Annotated in this window: 14 protein-coding genes and 1 pseudogene; 10 read left to right on the plus strand and 5 right to left on the minus strand. The window is 36.7% G+C overall.

Translation table 11 applies throughout. From position 1 onward, the window contains the following. Nucleotides 1-1,886 (plus strand): SbcC/MukB-like Walker B domain-containing protein (locus LDK52_RS17890; RefSeq protein ID WP_277587283.1); only part of this gene is annotated, 1,886 nt, incomplete at its 5' end. Nucleotides 1,887-1,935: 49 nt separating this feature from the next. Here LDK52_RS17890 and LDK52_RS17895 read toward each other — a convergent pair. Beyond that, nucleotides 1,936-3,240, minus strand: coding sequence for a M48 family metallopeptidase (locus LDK52_RS17895; RefSeq protein WP_277587284.1), 1,305 nt, complete (start codon nucleotides 3,238-3,240; stop codon nucleotides 1,936-1,938). Nucleotides 3,241-3,394: 154 nt separating this feature from the next. On the opposite strand from LDK52_RS17895, the gene LDK52_RS17900 reads away from it, so the two are divergent. The 4 genes from LDK52_RS17900 (at nucleotide 3,395) to LDK52_RS17915 (ending at nucleotide 6,734) form a co-directional block, all read left to right on the plus strand. Beyond that, nucleotides 3,395-4,216: an ABC transporter permease gene (locus LDK52_RS17900; RefSeq protein ID WP_277587285.1), complete on the plus strand. Its 822-nt coding sequence runs from the start codon at nucleotides 3,395-3,397 to the stop codon at nucleotides 4,214-4,216. Nucleotides 4,217-4,220: 4 nt separating this feature from the next. Continuing rightward, complete coding sequence (locus tag LDK52_RS17905; RefSeq protein ID WP_277587286.1) at nucleotides 4,221-5,000, plus strand: ABC transporter ATP-binding protein; 780 nt, start codon at nucleotides 4,221-4,223, stop codon at nucleotides 4,998-5,000. Nucleotides 5,001-5,011: 11 nt separating this feature from the next. Continuing rightward, nucleotides 5,012-6,097 (plus strand): ABC transporter substrate-binding protein, encoded by a 1,086-nt coding sequence (locus LDK52_RS17910; protein ID WP_277587287.1) that lies wholly within the window; start codon nucleotides 5,012-5,014, stop codon nucleotides 6,095-6,097. Nucleotides 6,098-6,281: 184 nt separating this feature from the next. Then, nucleotides 6,282-6,734, plus strand: coding sequence for a YaiI/YqxD family protein (locus tag LDK52_RS17915; RefSeq protein ID WP_277587288.1), 453 nt, complete (start codon nucleotides 6,282-6,284; stop codon nucleotides 6,732-6,734). Here LDK52_RS17915 and LDK52_RS17920 read toward each other — a convergent pair. After that, a complete protein-coding gene (locus LDK52_RS17920) occupies nucleotides 6,731-7,588 on the minus strand; it encodes a glycerophosphodiester phosphodiesterase family protein (RefSeq protein WP_277587289.1) in 858 nt (285 codons plus the stop codon). The genes LDK52_RS17915 and LDK52_RS17920 overlap by 4 nt on opposite strands. 266 nt (nucleotides 7,589-7,854) lie before the next feature. Here LDK52_RS17920 and trhO point away from each other — a divergent pair, with 266 nt between their 5' ends. Then, nucleotides 7,855-8,802, plus strand: coding sequence for an oxygen-dependent tRNA uridine(34) hydroxylase TrhO (trhO, locus tag LDK52_RS17925; protein ID WP_277587290.1), 948 nt, complete (start codon nucleotides 7,855-7,857; stop codon nucleotides 8,800-8,802). Nucleotides 8,803-9,743: 941 nt separating this feature from the next. Here trhO and LDK52_RS17930 read toward each other — a convergent pair. Both LDK52_RS17930 and LDK52_RS17935 read right to left on the minus strand, forming a co-directional pair. Continuing rightward, a complete protein-coding gene (locus LDK52_RS17930; protein WP_277587317.1) occupies nucleotides 9,744-10,580 on the minus strand; it encodes an MBL fold metallo-hydrolase in 837 nt (278 codons plus the stop codon). 121 nt (nucleotides 10,581-10,701) lie between these two features. Further along, nucleotides 10,702-11,232, minus strand: a complete 531-nt coding sequence (locus LDK52_RS17935; protein WP_277587291.1) for a hypothetical protein — start codon at nucleotides 11,230-11,232, stop codon at nucleotides 10,702-10,704. A gap of 251 nt (nucleotides 11,233-11,483) precedes the next feature. Between LDK52_RS17935 and LDK52_RS17940 the strand changes: the two genes are divergently transcribed. Then, nucleotides 11,484-11,672 carry a hypothetical protein gene (locus LDK52_RS17940; protein WP_277587292.1) on the plus strand — a complete coding sequence of 63 codons (189 nt, stop codon included), beginning with the start codon at nucleotides 11,484-11,486 and terminating at the stop codon, nucleotides 11,670-11,672. A 1,452-nt stretch (nucleotides 11,673-13,124) separates the two neighbouring features. On the opposite strand, the gene LDK52_RS17945 is transcribed toward LDK52_RS17940, so the two are convergent. Further along, nucleotides 13,125-14,066, minus strand: a complete 942-nt coding sequence (locus LDK52_RS17945) for a ketopantoate reductase family protein (RefSeq protein WP_277587293.1) — start codon at nucleotides 14,064-14,066, stop codon at nucleotides 13,125-13,127. A gap of 159 nt (nucleotides 14,067-14,225) precedes the next feature. On the opposite strand from LDK52_RS17945, the gene LDK52_RS17950 reads away from it, so the two are divergent. The 3 genes and pseudogenes from LDK52_RS17950 to LDK52_RS17960 all read left to right on the plus strand — a co-directional run bounded on the left by LDK52_RS17950 (nucleotide 14,226) and on the right by LDK52_RS17960 (nucleotide 15,820). Beyond that, on the plus strand, nucleotides 14,226-14,792 hold the full coding sequence (locus LDK52_RS17950) for a TetR/AcrR family transcriptional regulator (RefSeq protein WP_277587294.1): 567 nt from the start codon (nucleotides 14,226-14,228) through the stop codon (nucleotides 14,790-14,792). A 216-nt stretch (nucleotides 14,793-15,008) separates the two neighbouring features. Then, nucleotides 15,009-15,167: pseudogene (locus LDK52_RS17955) on the plus strand (IS5/IS1182 family transposase); the annotation flags it as partial. Between the two features lie 209 nt (nucleotides 15,168-15,376). After that, on the plus strand, nucleotides 15,377-15,820 hold the full coding sequence (locus LDK52_RS17960; protein ID WP_277587295.1) for a GNAT family N-acetyltransferase: 444 nt from the start codon (nucleotides 15,377-15,379) through the stop codon (nucleotides 15,818-15,820).

Consider the following 15,820-nt stretch of genomic DNA (forward strand, 5'->3'; position numbering starts at 1 on the left):
AAAATGAGTTGTTGTCACTAGAAAAAAGTAGCACACAGTTAGAGCAAAAGCTTTCGACAATAGTGGTAAATCTTCAAAATCAAAAGGAAATAAGTATAGGACAGAAGTTAGAAATAGAGAAACTAGAAGAACGAGTAGAACCATTAGATAGCAAAGTACAACAACTCGCTTTGCTACAAACGCAGCATAACAAGCTTCAAGAATATAAAGTTGTTGACCAAGAGCTACATATGCTGACTACCGAAGAAACGAAACAACAGGGCAAGTTTGAACAATGTAAAGAGACTTATGAGGACATGGAACAACGGTGGATAGAGAGTCAGGCCAGTATACTCGCATCCAAACTAGTAATGGGTGAGCCGTGCCCGGTATGTGGTAGCAAAGAGCATGCCATTACCCACACCGGAATAGATGAGCAGTTCGTTGATGAAAGTGCGCTTCGAATAGCAAAAGTAACATTAAATAAGGAAGAATCTACTTTATTAACCTTTAAGGCGAAGAAAGAGACAGCGGAAGCCCAAATACAAAAAGTGCTCGTTCAATTGGAGGAGTACGAAGTAGATGCTGGATTAGTGGAGCAGGTAGAAACGGATCTGCTAGATTTGCAGAGAGAGGTTCAACAGGTTCGCCTAGAAAAAGAAACACTATCTTCATTAAAACATCCTTTTAAAGGGACTTTAGCCAAAGTTGAAAATTTAGAACAGGATAAACAAGAGGTCGAGGCATTATATAGGGAGCAGTCTAGCCAAGCGAAGCAAGCAAAAGCAGTATATGAATCAAAGCTTTCGACAATACCAAGTTATATACCCACTTTACAAAATCTACAAACAGAAATTGCTACTGCGAAGAAACAAAAAGAACAATTGGAATTTGCGTGGGAAAATGCACAAAATACAATGAAATCTTCTAATGATGCATGTACAACAACTATCTTAGCGCTGGAGCATACACATACGTCGTTACAGGAAGCAGGAGTAAAACGAGACAAAGCTCTAGTACAATTCAAAGAATCTTTAAGCAAAGCCTCCTTTGAAACTTTAGAAGTATATTTAGCTGCTAAGCTTACAGAAGCAGAGCGGTCAGCCCTAAAAATACAATGGGAAGAATATAAACAAAGGCTGCATACATTAACAGAACAAGTTAGAGAAGGATATGTTCAACTCGAAAACAAAGTAAAAGTAGATTTGCCGCCTCTGGAAGTGGAGTTGCAACAGCTAAAGGAAGAATATGAAAAAGCATTAGCTACTAGTAATAGTACGAAAGAATACGTTAAAGCAGGTAAAGAAATAGAAGAAAAGATTGCCTCTACTAGTGAACGAATCACATTATTAGAGGATCGGGTTCATCGAATTATGGACCTTTACGATATATTAAGAGGGCATAATCAGCTAAAAATATCATTTGAGCGATATGTCCAAATTGAGTACTTAGAGCAAATTGTCCAGGCAGCGAACGAACGCTTAAAGCATATGTCCAGTGGCCAATTCCAACTGCTAAGAAGTGATAGACAAGAAACGCATGGCAAACAGAGCGGTCTTGGATTAGATGTATACGATGCTTATACGGGTCAAAAACGAGACGTAAAAACAATGTCTGGCGGTGAAAAATTTAATGCCTCTTTATGTCTAGCGCTAGGGATGGCAGATGTCATCCAAAGCTTCCAAGGGAACATCCGTATCGAGACGATGTTCATCGATGAAGGCTTCGGATCCCTCGATGAAGAATCTCTCCATAGAGCAATTGATACATTAATTGACCTACAAAAGTCAGGTCGTATGATTGGCGTCATCTCCCACGTAGCAGAGCTTAAAGCAGCTATCCCTGCTATTTTAGAAGTAGAGAAGCTTAAAGAGGGATATAGTAAGACTAGGTTTTTGATAAAATGAAAAAAGGGGAGTCTAGTGACAGACCCCCCTTTTCTTATGCTTAATCTTTCTACCTATTTATAGTATTTAAAAATTCTTCCTCGCTATATACCTCAAGCATGTTTAAGGCAGAATAGCCTTGTGGATCTTCGATTGTTGGATCTGCCCCATATTCATATAGTAGTGCAACCATCTCATAGTTTTCGTATTCCAATGCAGCAGTTAACGCATTGGAGTAATTATCAGATGTATTTGGATTAGCTCCAGCCTCCAATAATATCTCTGCTATCGCTATATTGTTTCCGTATATTGCATAATGAAGAGCAGTTGTTTGTTCTGAATCTATCTCTTCTAAATTAGTTCCACTAGATAGTAGATTATTAACTTCTTCTTCATCCCCATCTGAAACTGCTTCCATTAAGGGAGTTAATGTCAATGGATAATCCGTACTTAAAGTGTCTTCCTCAGGAGATAGTTCACTAAAAATCCCCTCAGAAAATAAACTAGCATACGTGAAAGTACCGGCAGCAAATAATGCTATGACCCCAATATAACCAACAAGGAAAATCCCAATGAATGCACCTAAACCAAGAGCGATTTTACTTGTGTTGGAGTAGTAATTTGGTGTGCCTTCTATTTGCATAAAGTTCCCGACTGCTTGAATTCGTTTAGGTAAAAGCGGATGACTGGATAACACTTCGCTTAACCATACGGCAATATTCGATTCCGAATGAATCTGTTCCAAATATGCGTCTTCGTTTACCTCTATGTATAACCTTTTTCCAACTCCAAGAATTGTAAGTGCCTGCTTAGCAGACATTCCATTTTGTATATAATAGGCCGCTTCTCGATCACAGGTATATTCACATGATCTACTATATGCTTGCGAAAGAAATGGTATAAATTGAGCAGGCATGGTTAGAATACTTTTCCACACATGTCTCCTTTTTACATGAGAAAGTTCGTGAGCGATGATAAAATCGAGCTCCGCTTCTCCTTTTTCTCTAGCAAGCTCAAAAACTTCGGAATAAATAACTACCATATTTCTTCCTAGAAATCTTGTTGCAAATGCATTAAATGCTCCTTCTGAATGAATAACAAACACATCAGGAACTTTTTTTAGGTTCATTTTTTCAGATAATGACACAACACGTGCGTATTCGTCTGGAAACTGTTTTTCGCTAATACGTATCCCATTGCCACGTATAGATCCGAGCATAATAACATTTGCGTAAAGCAAAAATGCAAAAAGAACTAGTAAGATAGCCATTCCAAATAAAGAAACGATAGCAAGTATGTATAATAACAAACTGAAAATAACGCTAATAACGAAATAAGGTATTTCTCTATTAGAAGTTAACTCCCTCGATGACAAATTAATTACCTCCCCATTATTACTTATTAACTTACCAAACTATGCTTTTCCCGTCAAATTCAGGAAGTTTTAAATAGGATAATAGCTATTATTTCGCATGCCTTTCACACAAATTCCCCTTTCATCATATTATTTTTACAAGAGGTGGTGAAAAATGCACGAAGAAAAAGAGGGCGAATTATACAATCCCTACGAAACGGAACAACAGGAATGGAAGAAGCGACAGATAAAAGAGCGTGGAAAGCAATTACTTACTATTATTTCACCCATTTTCATTCTATTACTATGGGAAATTTGTTCGCGTACAGGTGTACTTGATATACGATTTTTCCCACCACCATCTGCCATTGTTTCTACGTTTTTTGAATTGATGACAAGTGGGCTGTTATGGACACATATTTCTGTCTCTTTATATAGAATAGCCGCTGGATTTTTGTTAGGAGTAATACCAGGAATAATCATCGGGCTTCTAATGGGATTGTACGCCCCGATCCGTCATTTTATCTCGCCGATTGTCATGGCATTTATGCCTATTCCAACGTTGGCATTACTGCCGATTATCATTATCCTTTTTGGTATTGGAGATTTTTCAAAAGTAGTTACCATTGCAGGAAGTGTATTTTTCCCAGTGGTCATCAATACAGTAGCCGGCGTGTTGAATATAGAAAAAGTTCATTTAGATGTGGCCAAAAATTACGGAGCAAGTCCGACTGATTTCTTTCTCAAAATTGCATTCCCCGGAGCACTTCCCGTTATGTTAGAAGGAATTCAAATGGGGCAGGCGATTGCACTACTTACGATAGTCGCGGCTGAGATGATGGGTGCTACATCAGGTATCGGATATTTGATCTGGACCTCCTATAAAGCATTTATGTTAAAAGAGATGTTCGTCGGATTGATCCTCATTTCTTTTTTTGGATTTATGTTTTCTCTTTTATTACGTGGACTACAAAGAAAAATCGTCCCTTGGAGGTGATTAGATGGACCAACCAGTGAAAATTACTATTGATAATCTAACGAAAGTATTTTATAAGAAAAACAATAGTGTCACAGCTATACAAAATATTACGTTAAATGTAGAAGAAGGTGAGTTCGTCTGTATAGTTGGTCCAAGTGGATGTGGAAAAACAACTTTGCTACGAATACTAGCTGGGCTAGAACAGCCAAGTTCGGGTACATTCTCCATAGAATCAGATACTGACTTTCGACCGCTACAATCGATGGTCTTTCAAGAAAAAGGAGTCATTCCTTGGATGACTGTAGAAGAAAATGTTGCATTTGGACTTAAAATGCGTCATTTGCCCAAAGAATACGTTCGGAAACAAACCAATTATTACTTGAAAAAAGTCGGACTTACCAAATTTTCGAAGTTATACCCAAAAGAACTCTCTGGTGGCATGAAGCAACGAATAAGCATTGCAAGAGCATTTGCAAATGACCCAGAAATACTACTAATGGATGAACCATTTGCAGCTCTGGACGAACAGAACAAATTCATCTTACAGGAGGAACTACTTTCTATTTGGTCCGAAACGAAAAAAACGGTGATATTTATTACCCATAGTATTGATGAGGCTTTGCTATTAAGCGATCGTATAGTGTTAATGAGCGCTCACCCAGGAGAAATAGTAGAAGAAATAAAAGTTCCTCTTCCAAGGCCTCGGACAATGGAGCAAGTTCGCGCGAATCTGGAAATGGCGGAGCAGTTTATAGCGATCTGGAATCACCTGCAACAGGAAGTTCAAAAATCTAGAAAGTAAGGAGGAAATATGTGAAAAAGTGGGGATTTTTAATTGTGCTATCTTTTGTACTTTTACTAGGTGCATGTAGTTCTAAGGATAAGGACAGTACATCTAAAGGGAATGATGAGGTGAGTAAAGAAAATCCTTCAGGAGACCTTGCTCCGTTGGATAACAAGGTAAAGGTTGTTATTGCGGAGGATGGATCAGCCTCTGGTGCTGGATTTTATATCGCAAAAGAAAAAGGATACTTTGAGGAGTACAATATAGATGTAGAATTTGCTGTGTTCTCGAATAGTGATGAAATGTTGCCGGCCCTTGCTTCTGGAGATGTAGATATTGCAGGAGGAGTATCGACTGCGTCATTCTTTAATGCTATTGCACAAGGAATTGACGTGAAAATTATTGCAGATAAAGGGCATAATGTTCCAGGAAAATCTTATTTTTCATTTGTTATTGGAAATCAAATGGTAGATGAAATAAAAAGTTATGAAGATTTTAAAGGTAAAAAAATTGCAATATCGTCTAAAAACTCGATTGATGAATATATCTATTTGGAAATGCTGAAACATGCTGGATTAACATCTGAGGATGTAGAGCTTGTATTACTTGCAGATTTCGGAAGTATGCTAGGTGCAATTGAAAATGGATCGATTGATGCAGCGTTACAAATTGAACCTTTAATAGCACAAGGCATTAAAAATGAATTTCATCAGCGGTTTGGAGATGCGACGGATTATGCGCCAGAATCTCAAATCGCCATGGTTTTAGGCTCCCCACAATTTATGAGCGATAAAAAAGATGTATCTCTTCGGTTTATGGCTGCCTATTTAAAAGGGGTTCGAGACTATAACGATGCCTTTATCAAAGGGGAAAATAAAGCCGAGATTATAGAAATTATGACAAAGCATACGTCTCTAAAAGATACTGCGCTCTGGGAAGAAGTATTTGTAACTGGATTAGATCCGGATGGTAAAATGTTTTTAGATGATGTCTTAAAGCAATACAATGCATATAAAGAAAACGGAGCTATTAGTGGGGAAGTAGACTTTGATAAAGCGGTAGATACCTCGATGACAGAAAAAGCAGTAGAAATATTAGGAGCATACGAAAAGTAAAACGTCCAGAAACTTGGACGTTTTTTTTTCAAAGAATAAGATAAAGGCGAAAAACCGGCTATAACGTCATTTTCCCTGCTTTTCAGGGAATGTATAGGCGCATGCACATTTCCCTGTACATTGTACTTTACTAGATTGGATATAATACAATGAAGGCAAGCAAGTTAAAAAAGAGGTGCGTAAAATGGTAAATATTTTAGTGGATGCAGATGGGTGCCCAGTAGTGGACCTGACTATTCAAGTGGCGAAAAAATATAAAATGAAAGTAACATTACTATGTGATACCGCACATTATATGCAACGAGAAGGAGCAGATACAATAATGGTATCTAAAGGAGCCGATGCCGTAGATTTTGTTCTAGTTAATAGAGTAAACAAGGGTGACGTAGTCGTGACGCAAGACTATGGTTTAGCCGCGATGGTTTTAGCTAAACAAGGGTTTGCTATCGATCAAAACGGACGATGGTACACCCCTGGAAATATTGACCAGCTTCTCGATAGTCGTCATATATCCAAGAAAATTAGACAGGCAGGCGGTCGCTTGAAAGGACCAAAAAAACGTCAAAAAGAAGACAATGAAAAGTTTGAAGCAAGCTTCCATAAACTATGCCAGCATGCTCTACAAGTCGGAAACTAACTCCCTTCTTTCAGCTCACTTAAGGCTGGACTATCTACGAAAATGCCGTTTGCATCAAGATTGAATGCATTTTTCATATCTAGTTCAGTCTTTATAGTAAATAGGTGAACTTGCAAATCATTTAATTGTGCCTCATGAATAAATTCTCGGTCAACCAATTTTATATTGACTCCAATTCCACTAGCATAAGTTTTTAATCGTTCATAATCAGATACGGATAAAGCAGCTTTCTCTTTGAAACTAAATAGTTGAATAAGAGGAAGCGCCGGCTCTAATGCATGAAAATTTGTTAAGCTATCTTCATTGAACGACTCCACAATTACTTTAGGTAGGTCGTTACCTTCTCGAATTAAATCATACCTTTTTAATAAAGCAAGAAGCTTTTCTTCCATTCCTTCATAAATAGGTGGTGACTTCAATTCGATATAATAGTTCACATCATCTCCGAAATGCAGAAAAATGTCCTCTAAAGTAGGCACTTCTTCGTATTCAAATTCTTTATTAGCTAAATCTGGGTATGCTTCATTAAACCAATTCCCTGCATTTAACTGTTTTAATTCCCTCAAAGTATACTCCTTTACAAATCCAGTACCATCCGTAGTACGATCCACCTTTTCATCGTGCATGGCAACTAGAACTCCATCCTTCGTCATTTGTAAATCTATCTCAATATAGTCAACACCTGCTTGCTGCGCTATTTCGTAGGCGATTATCGTATGTTCGGGTGCAATAGCAGAAGCCCCGCGGTGCGCGATGATTAAAGTTTTTTGAGTACCAATAGGCCGTATCTGATCCTGACTTACACATCCTGTAACTAAACATAGACCTACAAGTAATATGAAAATTACTCGCATTAGATACTCCTTTCTTGTACAACAAATGGGTGAATGATACATATTAAAGGTACACATTAATTCTTAATGCGGCCTAAGTTAGTACATCTATTATTATGTATATTCAAATACACGAGACCATATTTTAGAACTCAAACGAACATACTAAACGAACGATAGACATTATTTGTCCACTTATTATTTTTTAATAAAACTATCTATTTAACATTTGATGCGTTTTTTGGTATATTATACGGTGGACAAAATTAGAAAAGGTGGAGTAAAAAATGGAAACAAATGCATACAGAGTATTACTTTACTATAAATATGTCCCGATTGAAGATCCGGTAACATTTGCGCAAGAACATCTTGCAGCATGTAAGGAACTTGGGTTAAAAGGGCGTATTTTAGTATCAGATGAAGGAATAAACGGAACTTGCTCAGGAACAATTGAACAAACTGACGCATACATGAACATGATGAAAGCAGACGAACGCTTTGCTGAAATGGTGTACAAAATAGATGAAGCAGAAGGACATGCCTTCAAAAAAATGCATGTTCGTCCGAAGAAAGAAATCGTATATTTAGGATTAGAAGAAGATATCAATCCAAATGAAATAACGGGACAATACCTCTCTCCAAAAGAATTTTTTGAACAAATGCAAGCAGAAGATACGGTAGTTATCGATGCTCGTAATGATTATGAATTCGATCTAGGTCATTTTCGCGGAGCAATTCGTCCAGAAATTCGCAACTTCCGTGACCTACCTGACTGGATGATAGAGAACAAAGAAATGTTCGAAGGTAAAAAAGTACTTACGTATTGTACTGGTGGGATACGTTGCGAAAAATTCTCTGGTTGGTTAGTAAGAGAAGGTTTTGAGGGTGTAGGTCAACTTCACGGCGGAATCGCAACGTACGCGAAAGATCCAGAAGTGCGCGGACAGCTTTGGGACGGTCAAATGTACGTATTTGATGAGCGCATAGCTGTGCCGATCAATCAAGTGGAGCATGTCGTTGTTGGTAAGGATCATTTCACAGGAGAGCCATGTGAGCGTTATGTAAACTGCGCAAACCCTGATTGTAATGATAAAATATTATGCTCTGAAGAAAACGAACATAAGTATTTACGTAGCTGTTCCGATGAATGCCGTGTGCATCCAAGCAATCGCTACATCGTAGAACATAAATTATCTGAAGAAGAAGTAGAAGCTAGACTAGCTGCAATAAAATAATAAATAATATCGCATGCCAATTTACTGGCATGCGATATCTTTTTAGGCTATGTAAAAGTTAATGGTTGATTTTGTAGAAAAAACAAGAGTCGCCACTTTCACCCCAATCAATTAAATGAGTAGTACTAAACTAGGGGATATTGCATAGACTCTCGCTTAGATAAGAAGAGTAGTAGGAGTTAAATGTGGGGATAAAACCTTCTGTTGAATGTAGGAATGAAATTGTGTTGGAAGGATGAAGATAGTAGATTTCCTTTTTTACTAGTGGAAATAAGGAAAAATAGTAAGTGTCTACCCAATAAAGAAGCGAAATAGCGAACGAAATTGCATCTTCAGGCCCGCACGATGCGGGTCAGGCAGTCGTTGCGAAATGTTTTTTTATTTTGCGACGAGCTTTGCGCAGGAGCACCAAGAAGTCGCGTACTTAGACTGTCATCATCTCTCCTCAATTATTAGGATAGTATCTTTTCTCTAGTTACCCCAAAAATGAACTAACCCGTTTCTAAAAGTTGTAGAAGGGCGACGGACAGTTAATAGCCATAAGATTACCGAGAAAAAAAGATGCTGGTCGTGACTTCAGTCACGACCAGCATCTTTAAAAAATCAAATGGTAATTATATAGCAATAAATCTGTACAAAGCCCTTCGAAAACAGTAGAAACAGGTTTAGATCCTAGAGGACCGGGCGTTTTTTTGCCCGGTTTTCTTATGCCGACTTCACCTGAGCTTCAGACCCCATAATCTGTCCATTATGACGCATGTAGGAGTATCAATGGGATAGTTTCAAAATACCTGGTTTTTTCATTCCTATCCTCGGTTATAAAGTTAGAATTCCCTTAGAAATCCCTTGTCTTTTCACACATTAGTGTTTATGACAAAACTTGTCGCGCCACCTCGTTAGTTGAGCAAAAAAATATGTATTTAATCTTGATATTTGCTATTTCAAAGATTGCTGATGTTCTTTTCTTTTTGTTCTTTTTTTATTAAATTGATATTCCCTTCATGAAAGGCTCTCATTCCTCTTAAATAGGAATAGCTTTCTATTAAATAAAAACTATCACGTTCAGACTCAACCGCACTTCTTATATCTTTAATATATCTTAAGGACTCCTCTTTGCGTTTGTTCATTTCTTCTCTGTTTCCCGTGACATGCCCGTGACCCGGAACAAGAAAACGTATGTCATGTTTAGTTAAAATCCAATCCGTTTTTTTCAATGTTTCCTCATACTTTTCACTACTGGAATAGATATATGGAAATTCAGTATCCGACAAATAATCACCGGCAATCCAAATTCCTAATGGTTCTACTATTGTAAAAATACCATCATCTGTATGCCCATCCGCTTTATAAAAGGTGAGGGTGGTTTTACCGATATTGAATACTTGCCCATCCTCTATAACCACTATATCCACTTTAGGGTAAAGAATGGGATAATGACGATCTATATAATATTGATCATCAAACCCTCTTATTTGTTCCAGTATACTTTCTTTATCTTTCACAGCTTTAAAACCTTTACTAGCAATGATGATTGCATCTGGAAAAGCACCATATCCTAGTATATGATCCCAATCTGAGTGAGTAAAAAGAAGATAGATTTGCTTATTCTCTTTAATTTTATTCACATGTTGTCTAATTTCCTCTACCTCGTTTGGAAGCCATGTTGGATCAACCACAATAATACCATCGTCGGTTTGTATGACGATTGAAGTCGTTTTGAATAATTGACTTTCAAAAATTGTGATTTCCTTATTTTTAAATTGGATCAATTGTTTCATCTCCTTTTTTATTTTCATAAACAACTTCTGTATTTCATAGTAAAATTATTCCTTTAAACCCTTACAGGCATCCATGATATAAGTTCTTTTTATAAATTATAAATTATTTTTAAAAACAGATTTAATGAATAATTAACTTTTGATCTTTAATGTAGCTCTCATAAAGATTATTAATATAGGATTCAATTTCTTTACCCCATTCTTCGCTTTCCTCAAAAGAAGCTGGCTCACCGAATTTTGATTTTATATAGGTTTGGAAATATTCATTTCTCTCCAAATAAGTTAAAGACCACATATCGAAATATTCATCATTAGTCATACCTAACGCATCTGCTTCTTTAACATTGAATTTTTCCATTTCAACTGATTCAGCATTCGGATATAATATTTCTTTTAACTCCTTTATATATGCTTTAGATACTGTAGCGCCGGCATTTGTAGCTTCATCTATGACGATTTCTTGTTTTAAATAGTATTCAATATTTTCGTCATTAAGTGAAAATTGTGAAATTATTTCTCTTGTAGTTATATCTTTACCATTTAAAGTTGCAACAATATAATCTACCTCGTGTGTTTTTTCAGTAGTTTGGTCAGAACAAGCTACCAGTAAGAAAATTAATAATAAATTTAAAAACAACAATTTGATTTTCATTTTTATCCCTCCTTTGCATTTTTTCAAACATACTCCCTTTATTGCACTAACTTTCCCTTTTCTTTAATACGTTTGACACGTATAGAAGTTCCAATATTAGTAAATTATCCAGTTTAAATTAACAAAAATGTATTCCAATGTTGATAGGATGTAGGAATAATAAAAATCGAGAGGATTTATCTTTTGAAGGAAGTGAGAATTGGCTGGTAACTTTAGAAATTGAAAAGCTTGAATCTGCGGGAAGCGATATAATGTACACATTTATTTACATTGGAGAGGGACTTAAACCACCTGTATTTTATTATGGAATAGATTCTAAATCCCCAACTTTAATGCCAGGTGAAGGTTCACTTGATGGTCAAAACGAAATGGGGGTTAGTATGTTAGGTGACACTTACCCCATTTATAAAACTACTCAAATACCTATAATCATTACTTGAGATGTAAAAAAAGAAGATTTAGTTGTAGAAGGTCATAAGAAGAAAGAATAGTTTTGATAAGTTTATTGAGTACACTTTTTATACATTTACTGCGCTAATTCAAGTTTGGATGCTGCATGCACCCCTAGTAGACATAACGCCCGTTCACGGAAGTATTCAACTTCATTACTCTATAAGTTCTGACGCCAGAATAGGTAAAAAAGTCTCCCTTTTTATTATTTTAAAAGATAAGAAAGTATATAAAAATGTGCCGTGTACATTGGATTCATGTGACTTGAAAGAATGAATAATACTACTGATTTGCGTTACATGTGGATGCTTTCCGCGGGCACGGCTTCAATCTCCTCGTTACTACGTTCCTGCGGGGCTTTCAGCTCGCGCTGTTCCCACTGGAGTCGCCACATTTCACTCCAATCAATTAAGTGAGTAGTACTCCACGATAAGATTGATCATAGCCTCTCGCTTAGATGATAAGAGTAGTCCAAGTTAATGTAAGGATAAAATCGTCTTTTTAATGAGGGATACTATTTTGCAAGGAGGGAGGAAGAAAGAGGATTTCCTCTAATCTAGTGAAATTAAAGAGAAGTAGTAAGTGATCCCTAAATAAAGAAGCGAACGAGCGAACGAAATTGCATCTTCGTGAGCCTTCTCTATTGGTAGTATGGTATCTTTTCTCTAGTTAACCAAAAAGAACTAACTTGTTTCTAAAAGTTGTAGGAGGACGACGGACAGTTGAAAGCCATAAGAATACCGAGAAAAAAGAGGCTGGTCGTGACGTCAGTCACGACCAGCCTCTTTAAAAAATCAAACGGTAATCATATAGCAAGACGTCTGTCCAAAGCCCTTTGAAAACGATAGAAACAGGTTTTGACTTTCAAGGACCGGGCGTTTTTTTGCCCGGTTTTTCTTATTAACAGGATGTTTTTTAGGGGAAAGTTACGATTATTCACGTTATTCACCTCCAAGTCTTTCACTTTTTTACAGTGAAATTGAATTAGGTGAAGCAAATGTCAATTGGAAAAAAGATGGTACGGTAAAAAAACAGACAGTTTTGAATTAGCAAGAGAAAAAAACAAATAACAGTTAAGACTGGCCAAGAAGACCATGTTTCTTTAGATAGTCAAGATTTTGAAATTTTAGATTTTACCGTTTCGGTTTGGAAAGATAGCGAAGAAATACAATTAGATGTAAATAAACATAAAAAATTTAATTTCCCCAATGAAAAAGGTGAATATTTAATTGAGGTTAATCTTACTTCTGATTCTGGAACGGCTCAATATGTTGGAAATATTTTAGTGAAGTAATATTAAATGCTTAAGAAATACCTGTCATGTAAATGGTAGCCGAATCTTCAACTAAAGTTAGAGAACCAATCCTGCCCCATTTTCTGTTCTATTTATGACACCTCCAATAGCCTTATTTAATGTTTTTATTGAACAAAACCCCGTTGGCTTAATGATTATTTGAAATAAACTTGGAAATCGCTTGTTTTTCAAGTTCGTCCCAATTGGGTGTCGCAATGTTTAATTGTTGTTTCAACTTATCGAACGAATCAAACAAAGCTGCAATTTCGCGGTAAGATCCATTCATCAATTTCATAAACGGTAATTTATGCATTATTTTTAGACCATAGTATACACTCTGTCTGTGTTTTCGAATAAAGTTAACTTGATTTGCAGGAGTGATAGTATAACCTAATTTTTCTAATATTTGAAACCCCTCGTCCATTACTGATATAGCTTGCTTTAATAGCTTCTTGTCCTTAGATACTTTTTTTAAATCACCATCGTAAAGATAACCAACAGAATTCAAGGCTACTATCGAGACGATATGACTTTTGAGCCAAGCATCCATATCATCATGATAAGCTAATTTAAACTTAACATGTTTAAATGCATTTTCTAGTAAAGGCTTTATTGTGATCTCGCCGTCAAGACTGCCAAGTAGCAGTTGTCCACCTCCGCGTAGGCAAATAATGCGACCGCTCTCTTCTCGGAGTCCTCCGCTAAGCTGAAATCCGAAGATTACATTTTTTGTCATGGTGCTCTTTTCCTGAAGAAGATCTTGCATCCCATGGGCATCGGCATTATTACCGACAAGAACAATATTCTGACTCTGATTCTCAGCTAGAATAGGCAGCACGGATGGGAAATCATTGTATTTCATTACAACAAAAATGAGATCATAAAGATCATCAGGTTGAAGCGCATGGATGACTTTTACTTCATCGATAGTGTTTTTATACTGGAAATAATGGCGAATGACAAGTCCGTGTTTCTTTAATTGTTCAGCACGCTTCCCTCTGGCAAGTACTGTGACATCATTAGTCCCGCGCACTAGGGTATGAGCGAGATAACTTCCTTGAACTCCGGCGCCAAAAACTAATATTCTCATTGTTATATCCCCTCTACTTTTAAACGTTTGTTGTATTTTGACCATTTGTTCAATAAAATAAGATTACCAACATCTCTAACAAGTATCTATAGCTAGATCTATCGGTTTTGTCGGTTTTTCAACAGAATACAATGTATTGATTAAAAAGGGGGTGTCTCAATGGATAGAAGAATAAAAAAAAACCAAACAGCCATTATGAATGCATTAATTCATTTGATAGGAGAAAAAGATTTCGAAAAAATAACGATTAATGAAATCGCAGAGCGTGCTGATGTAAATCGAGGTACCATCTATTCTCATTACTCTGACAAATACGATTTATTGGATAAGTGCCTAGAAGCTCATCTGTACCATTTGATCGAAAGTTGCTCCTCAGTGGATGAAACGGAACCATATCCATCTAAGTCTTCATTGCTCCGTACGCTTGGTCAAATGGAGAAGAATGCTCTCTTTTATAGGAATGTATTAAGCAACAAAGGCATTCCTTCTTTCAGAAACCACTTACAAAAAATGATAAGTAATCAAGTAATGGAACAAATCGTTGAAAATAATTTAAGCCTAAATGAGTTGAGTAAAGATATATTAGTACAATTTTTGAGTTCGGCAATTGTCGGAGTGATTGAATGGTGGTTAACCCAACCAATGCCCTGTTCTGTAGAAGAGATAACTGAACAGTTATGGTCACTGCTCGAACACAATCAGATGATTCTCCGCTCTGAATCTTAATTACGCTATCCAACGCACCATTTCCCATTCTTGAGTGGGCATGTCAATTGCTATTAGTCTAAATTCATCTGGTGTTACCCATTCTTCCGATTTAAACTCTTAACATATGATTCTTACCCAAAGCTTCCATTCCACTATAAAAAGCCAGCACAAGGCTAGCTTCCTAGATCTGGCGTTATGTAAAGGTATTGGAAGGAGCTAACATAAAGTTAGGTTCAAAGTACCGATGAATTCAAGGGAAAAGCGAAATTGCGCTACAAGATTGAAGCGAAAAATAGTGAACTAAAGTACAGACGCGGGTATGATGTAGCCTCATCCACGGGTCTATTTGGCATGAGCATGCAAGGAGCCCTTGCCATATTCTTAAATAGGTAAATCTATACTCCATATTCATTAACGATTAATCAGCCTTTTCCTTTAACAAGTCCTATTTTAATTTCTTTAAGATGAAAATAGTTGTAACAACCATGTGACAGTATAATATTTGGCTGATTGAAATATATTAAACGTATAGAGGGTATTTGCCTCCTTGTATAGAAAGTAATAGAGAGTTCATTTTTCAAAACTAGAATGGAGGAACGTATATGTCAATCGAAGTAAAAAATATTTCAGATTTGAAAACAGTTAACGTATCCAAACTAATTCAAGAAAGTGAAAAAGAAGGGTATCGTTTCGTGTCAAGATTAGCATCAGAATATGAAGATGGAACGCATCGCTTCAGTGAACAGGGAGAGGCAATTTATGGCGCATGGGATGATGATGAGTTAGTAGCAATTGGCGGTTTGTTTCGAAATCCAGCTAGCGAAGCAGAGAATTCAGCAAGACTATTCCGATTTTATACATTACCGGAGTATCGTAGAAAAGGTGTAGGAAGTGAACTATTAAAGGCCATTTCTGGAAATGCCAAGGGACACTTTAAGGAAATAACGACAAAAACAGAATCCGCAAAGGCAGATTCATTTTACCGTGCAAATGGATTTATATTTGACGAGCGTTCACCAGATACTACGCACGTACTGACCTTATAA

Source organism: Psychrobacillus antarcticus (assembly GCF_029533155.1).
GTDB lineage: Bacteria > Bacillota > Bacilli > Bacillales_A > Planococcaceae > Psychrobacillus > Psychrobacillus antarcticus.

What these genes read in the sequence shown, in the direction of transcription:
- LDK52_RS17935 (WP_277587291.1), bottom strand. Translation starts at nt 11,232, where the DNA reads ATGAAAATCAAATTGTTGTTTTTAAATTTATTATTAATTTTCTTACTG.
- LDK52_RS17950 (WP_277587294.1), top strand. Translation starts at nt 14,226, where the DNA reads ATGGATAGAAGAATAAAAAAAAACCAAACAGCCATTATGAATGCATTA.
- LDK52_RS17940 (WP_277587292.1), top strand. Translation starts at nt 11,484, where the DNA reads ATGTACACATTTATTTACATTGGAGAGGGACTTAAACCACCTGTATTT.
- LDK52_RS17920 (WP_277587289.1), bottom strand. Translation starts at nt 7,588, where the DNA reads ATGCGAGTAATTTTCATATTACTTGTAGGTCTATGTTTAGTTACAGGA.
- LDK52_RS17930 (WP_277587317.1), bottom strand. Translation starts at nt 10,580, where the DNA reads ATGAAACAATTGATCCAATTTAAAAATAAGGAAATCACAATTTTTGAA.
- trhO (WP_277587290.1), top strand. Translation starts at nt 7,855, where the DNA reads ATGGAAACAAATGCATACAGAGTATTACTTTACTATAAATATGTCCCG.
- LDK52_RS17960 (WP_277587295.1), top strand. Translation starts at nt 15,377, where the DNA reads ATGTCAATCGAAGTAAAAAATATTTCAGATTTGAAAACAGTTAACGTA.
- LDK52_RS17945 (WP_277587293.1), bottom strand. Translation starts at nt 14,066, where the DNA reads ATGAGAATATTAGTTTTTGGCGCCGGAGTTCAAGGAAGTTATCTCGCT.
- LDK52_RS17915 (WP_277587288.1), top strand. Translation starts at nt 6,282, where the DNA reads ATGGTAAATATTTTAGTGGATGCAGATGGGTGCCCAGTAGTGGACCTG.
- LDK52_RS17900 (WP_277587285.1), top strand. Translation starts at nt 3,395, where the DNA reads ATGCACGAAGAAAAAGAGGGCGAATTATACAATCCCTACGAAACGGAA.
- LDK52_RS17905 (WP_277587286.1), top strand. Translation starts at nt 4,221, where the DNA reads ATGGACCAACCAGTGAAAATTACTATTGATAATCTAACGAAAGTATTT.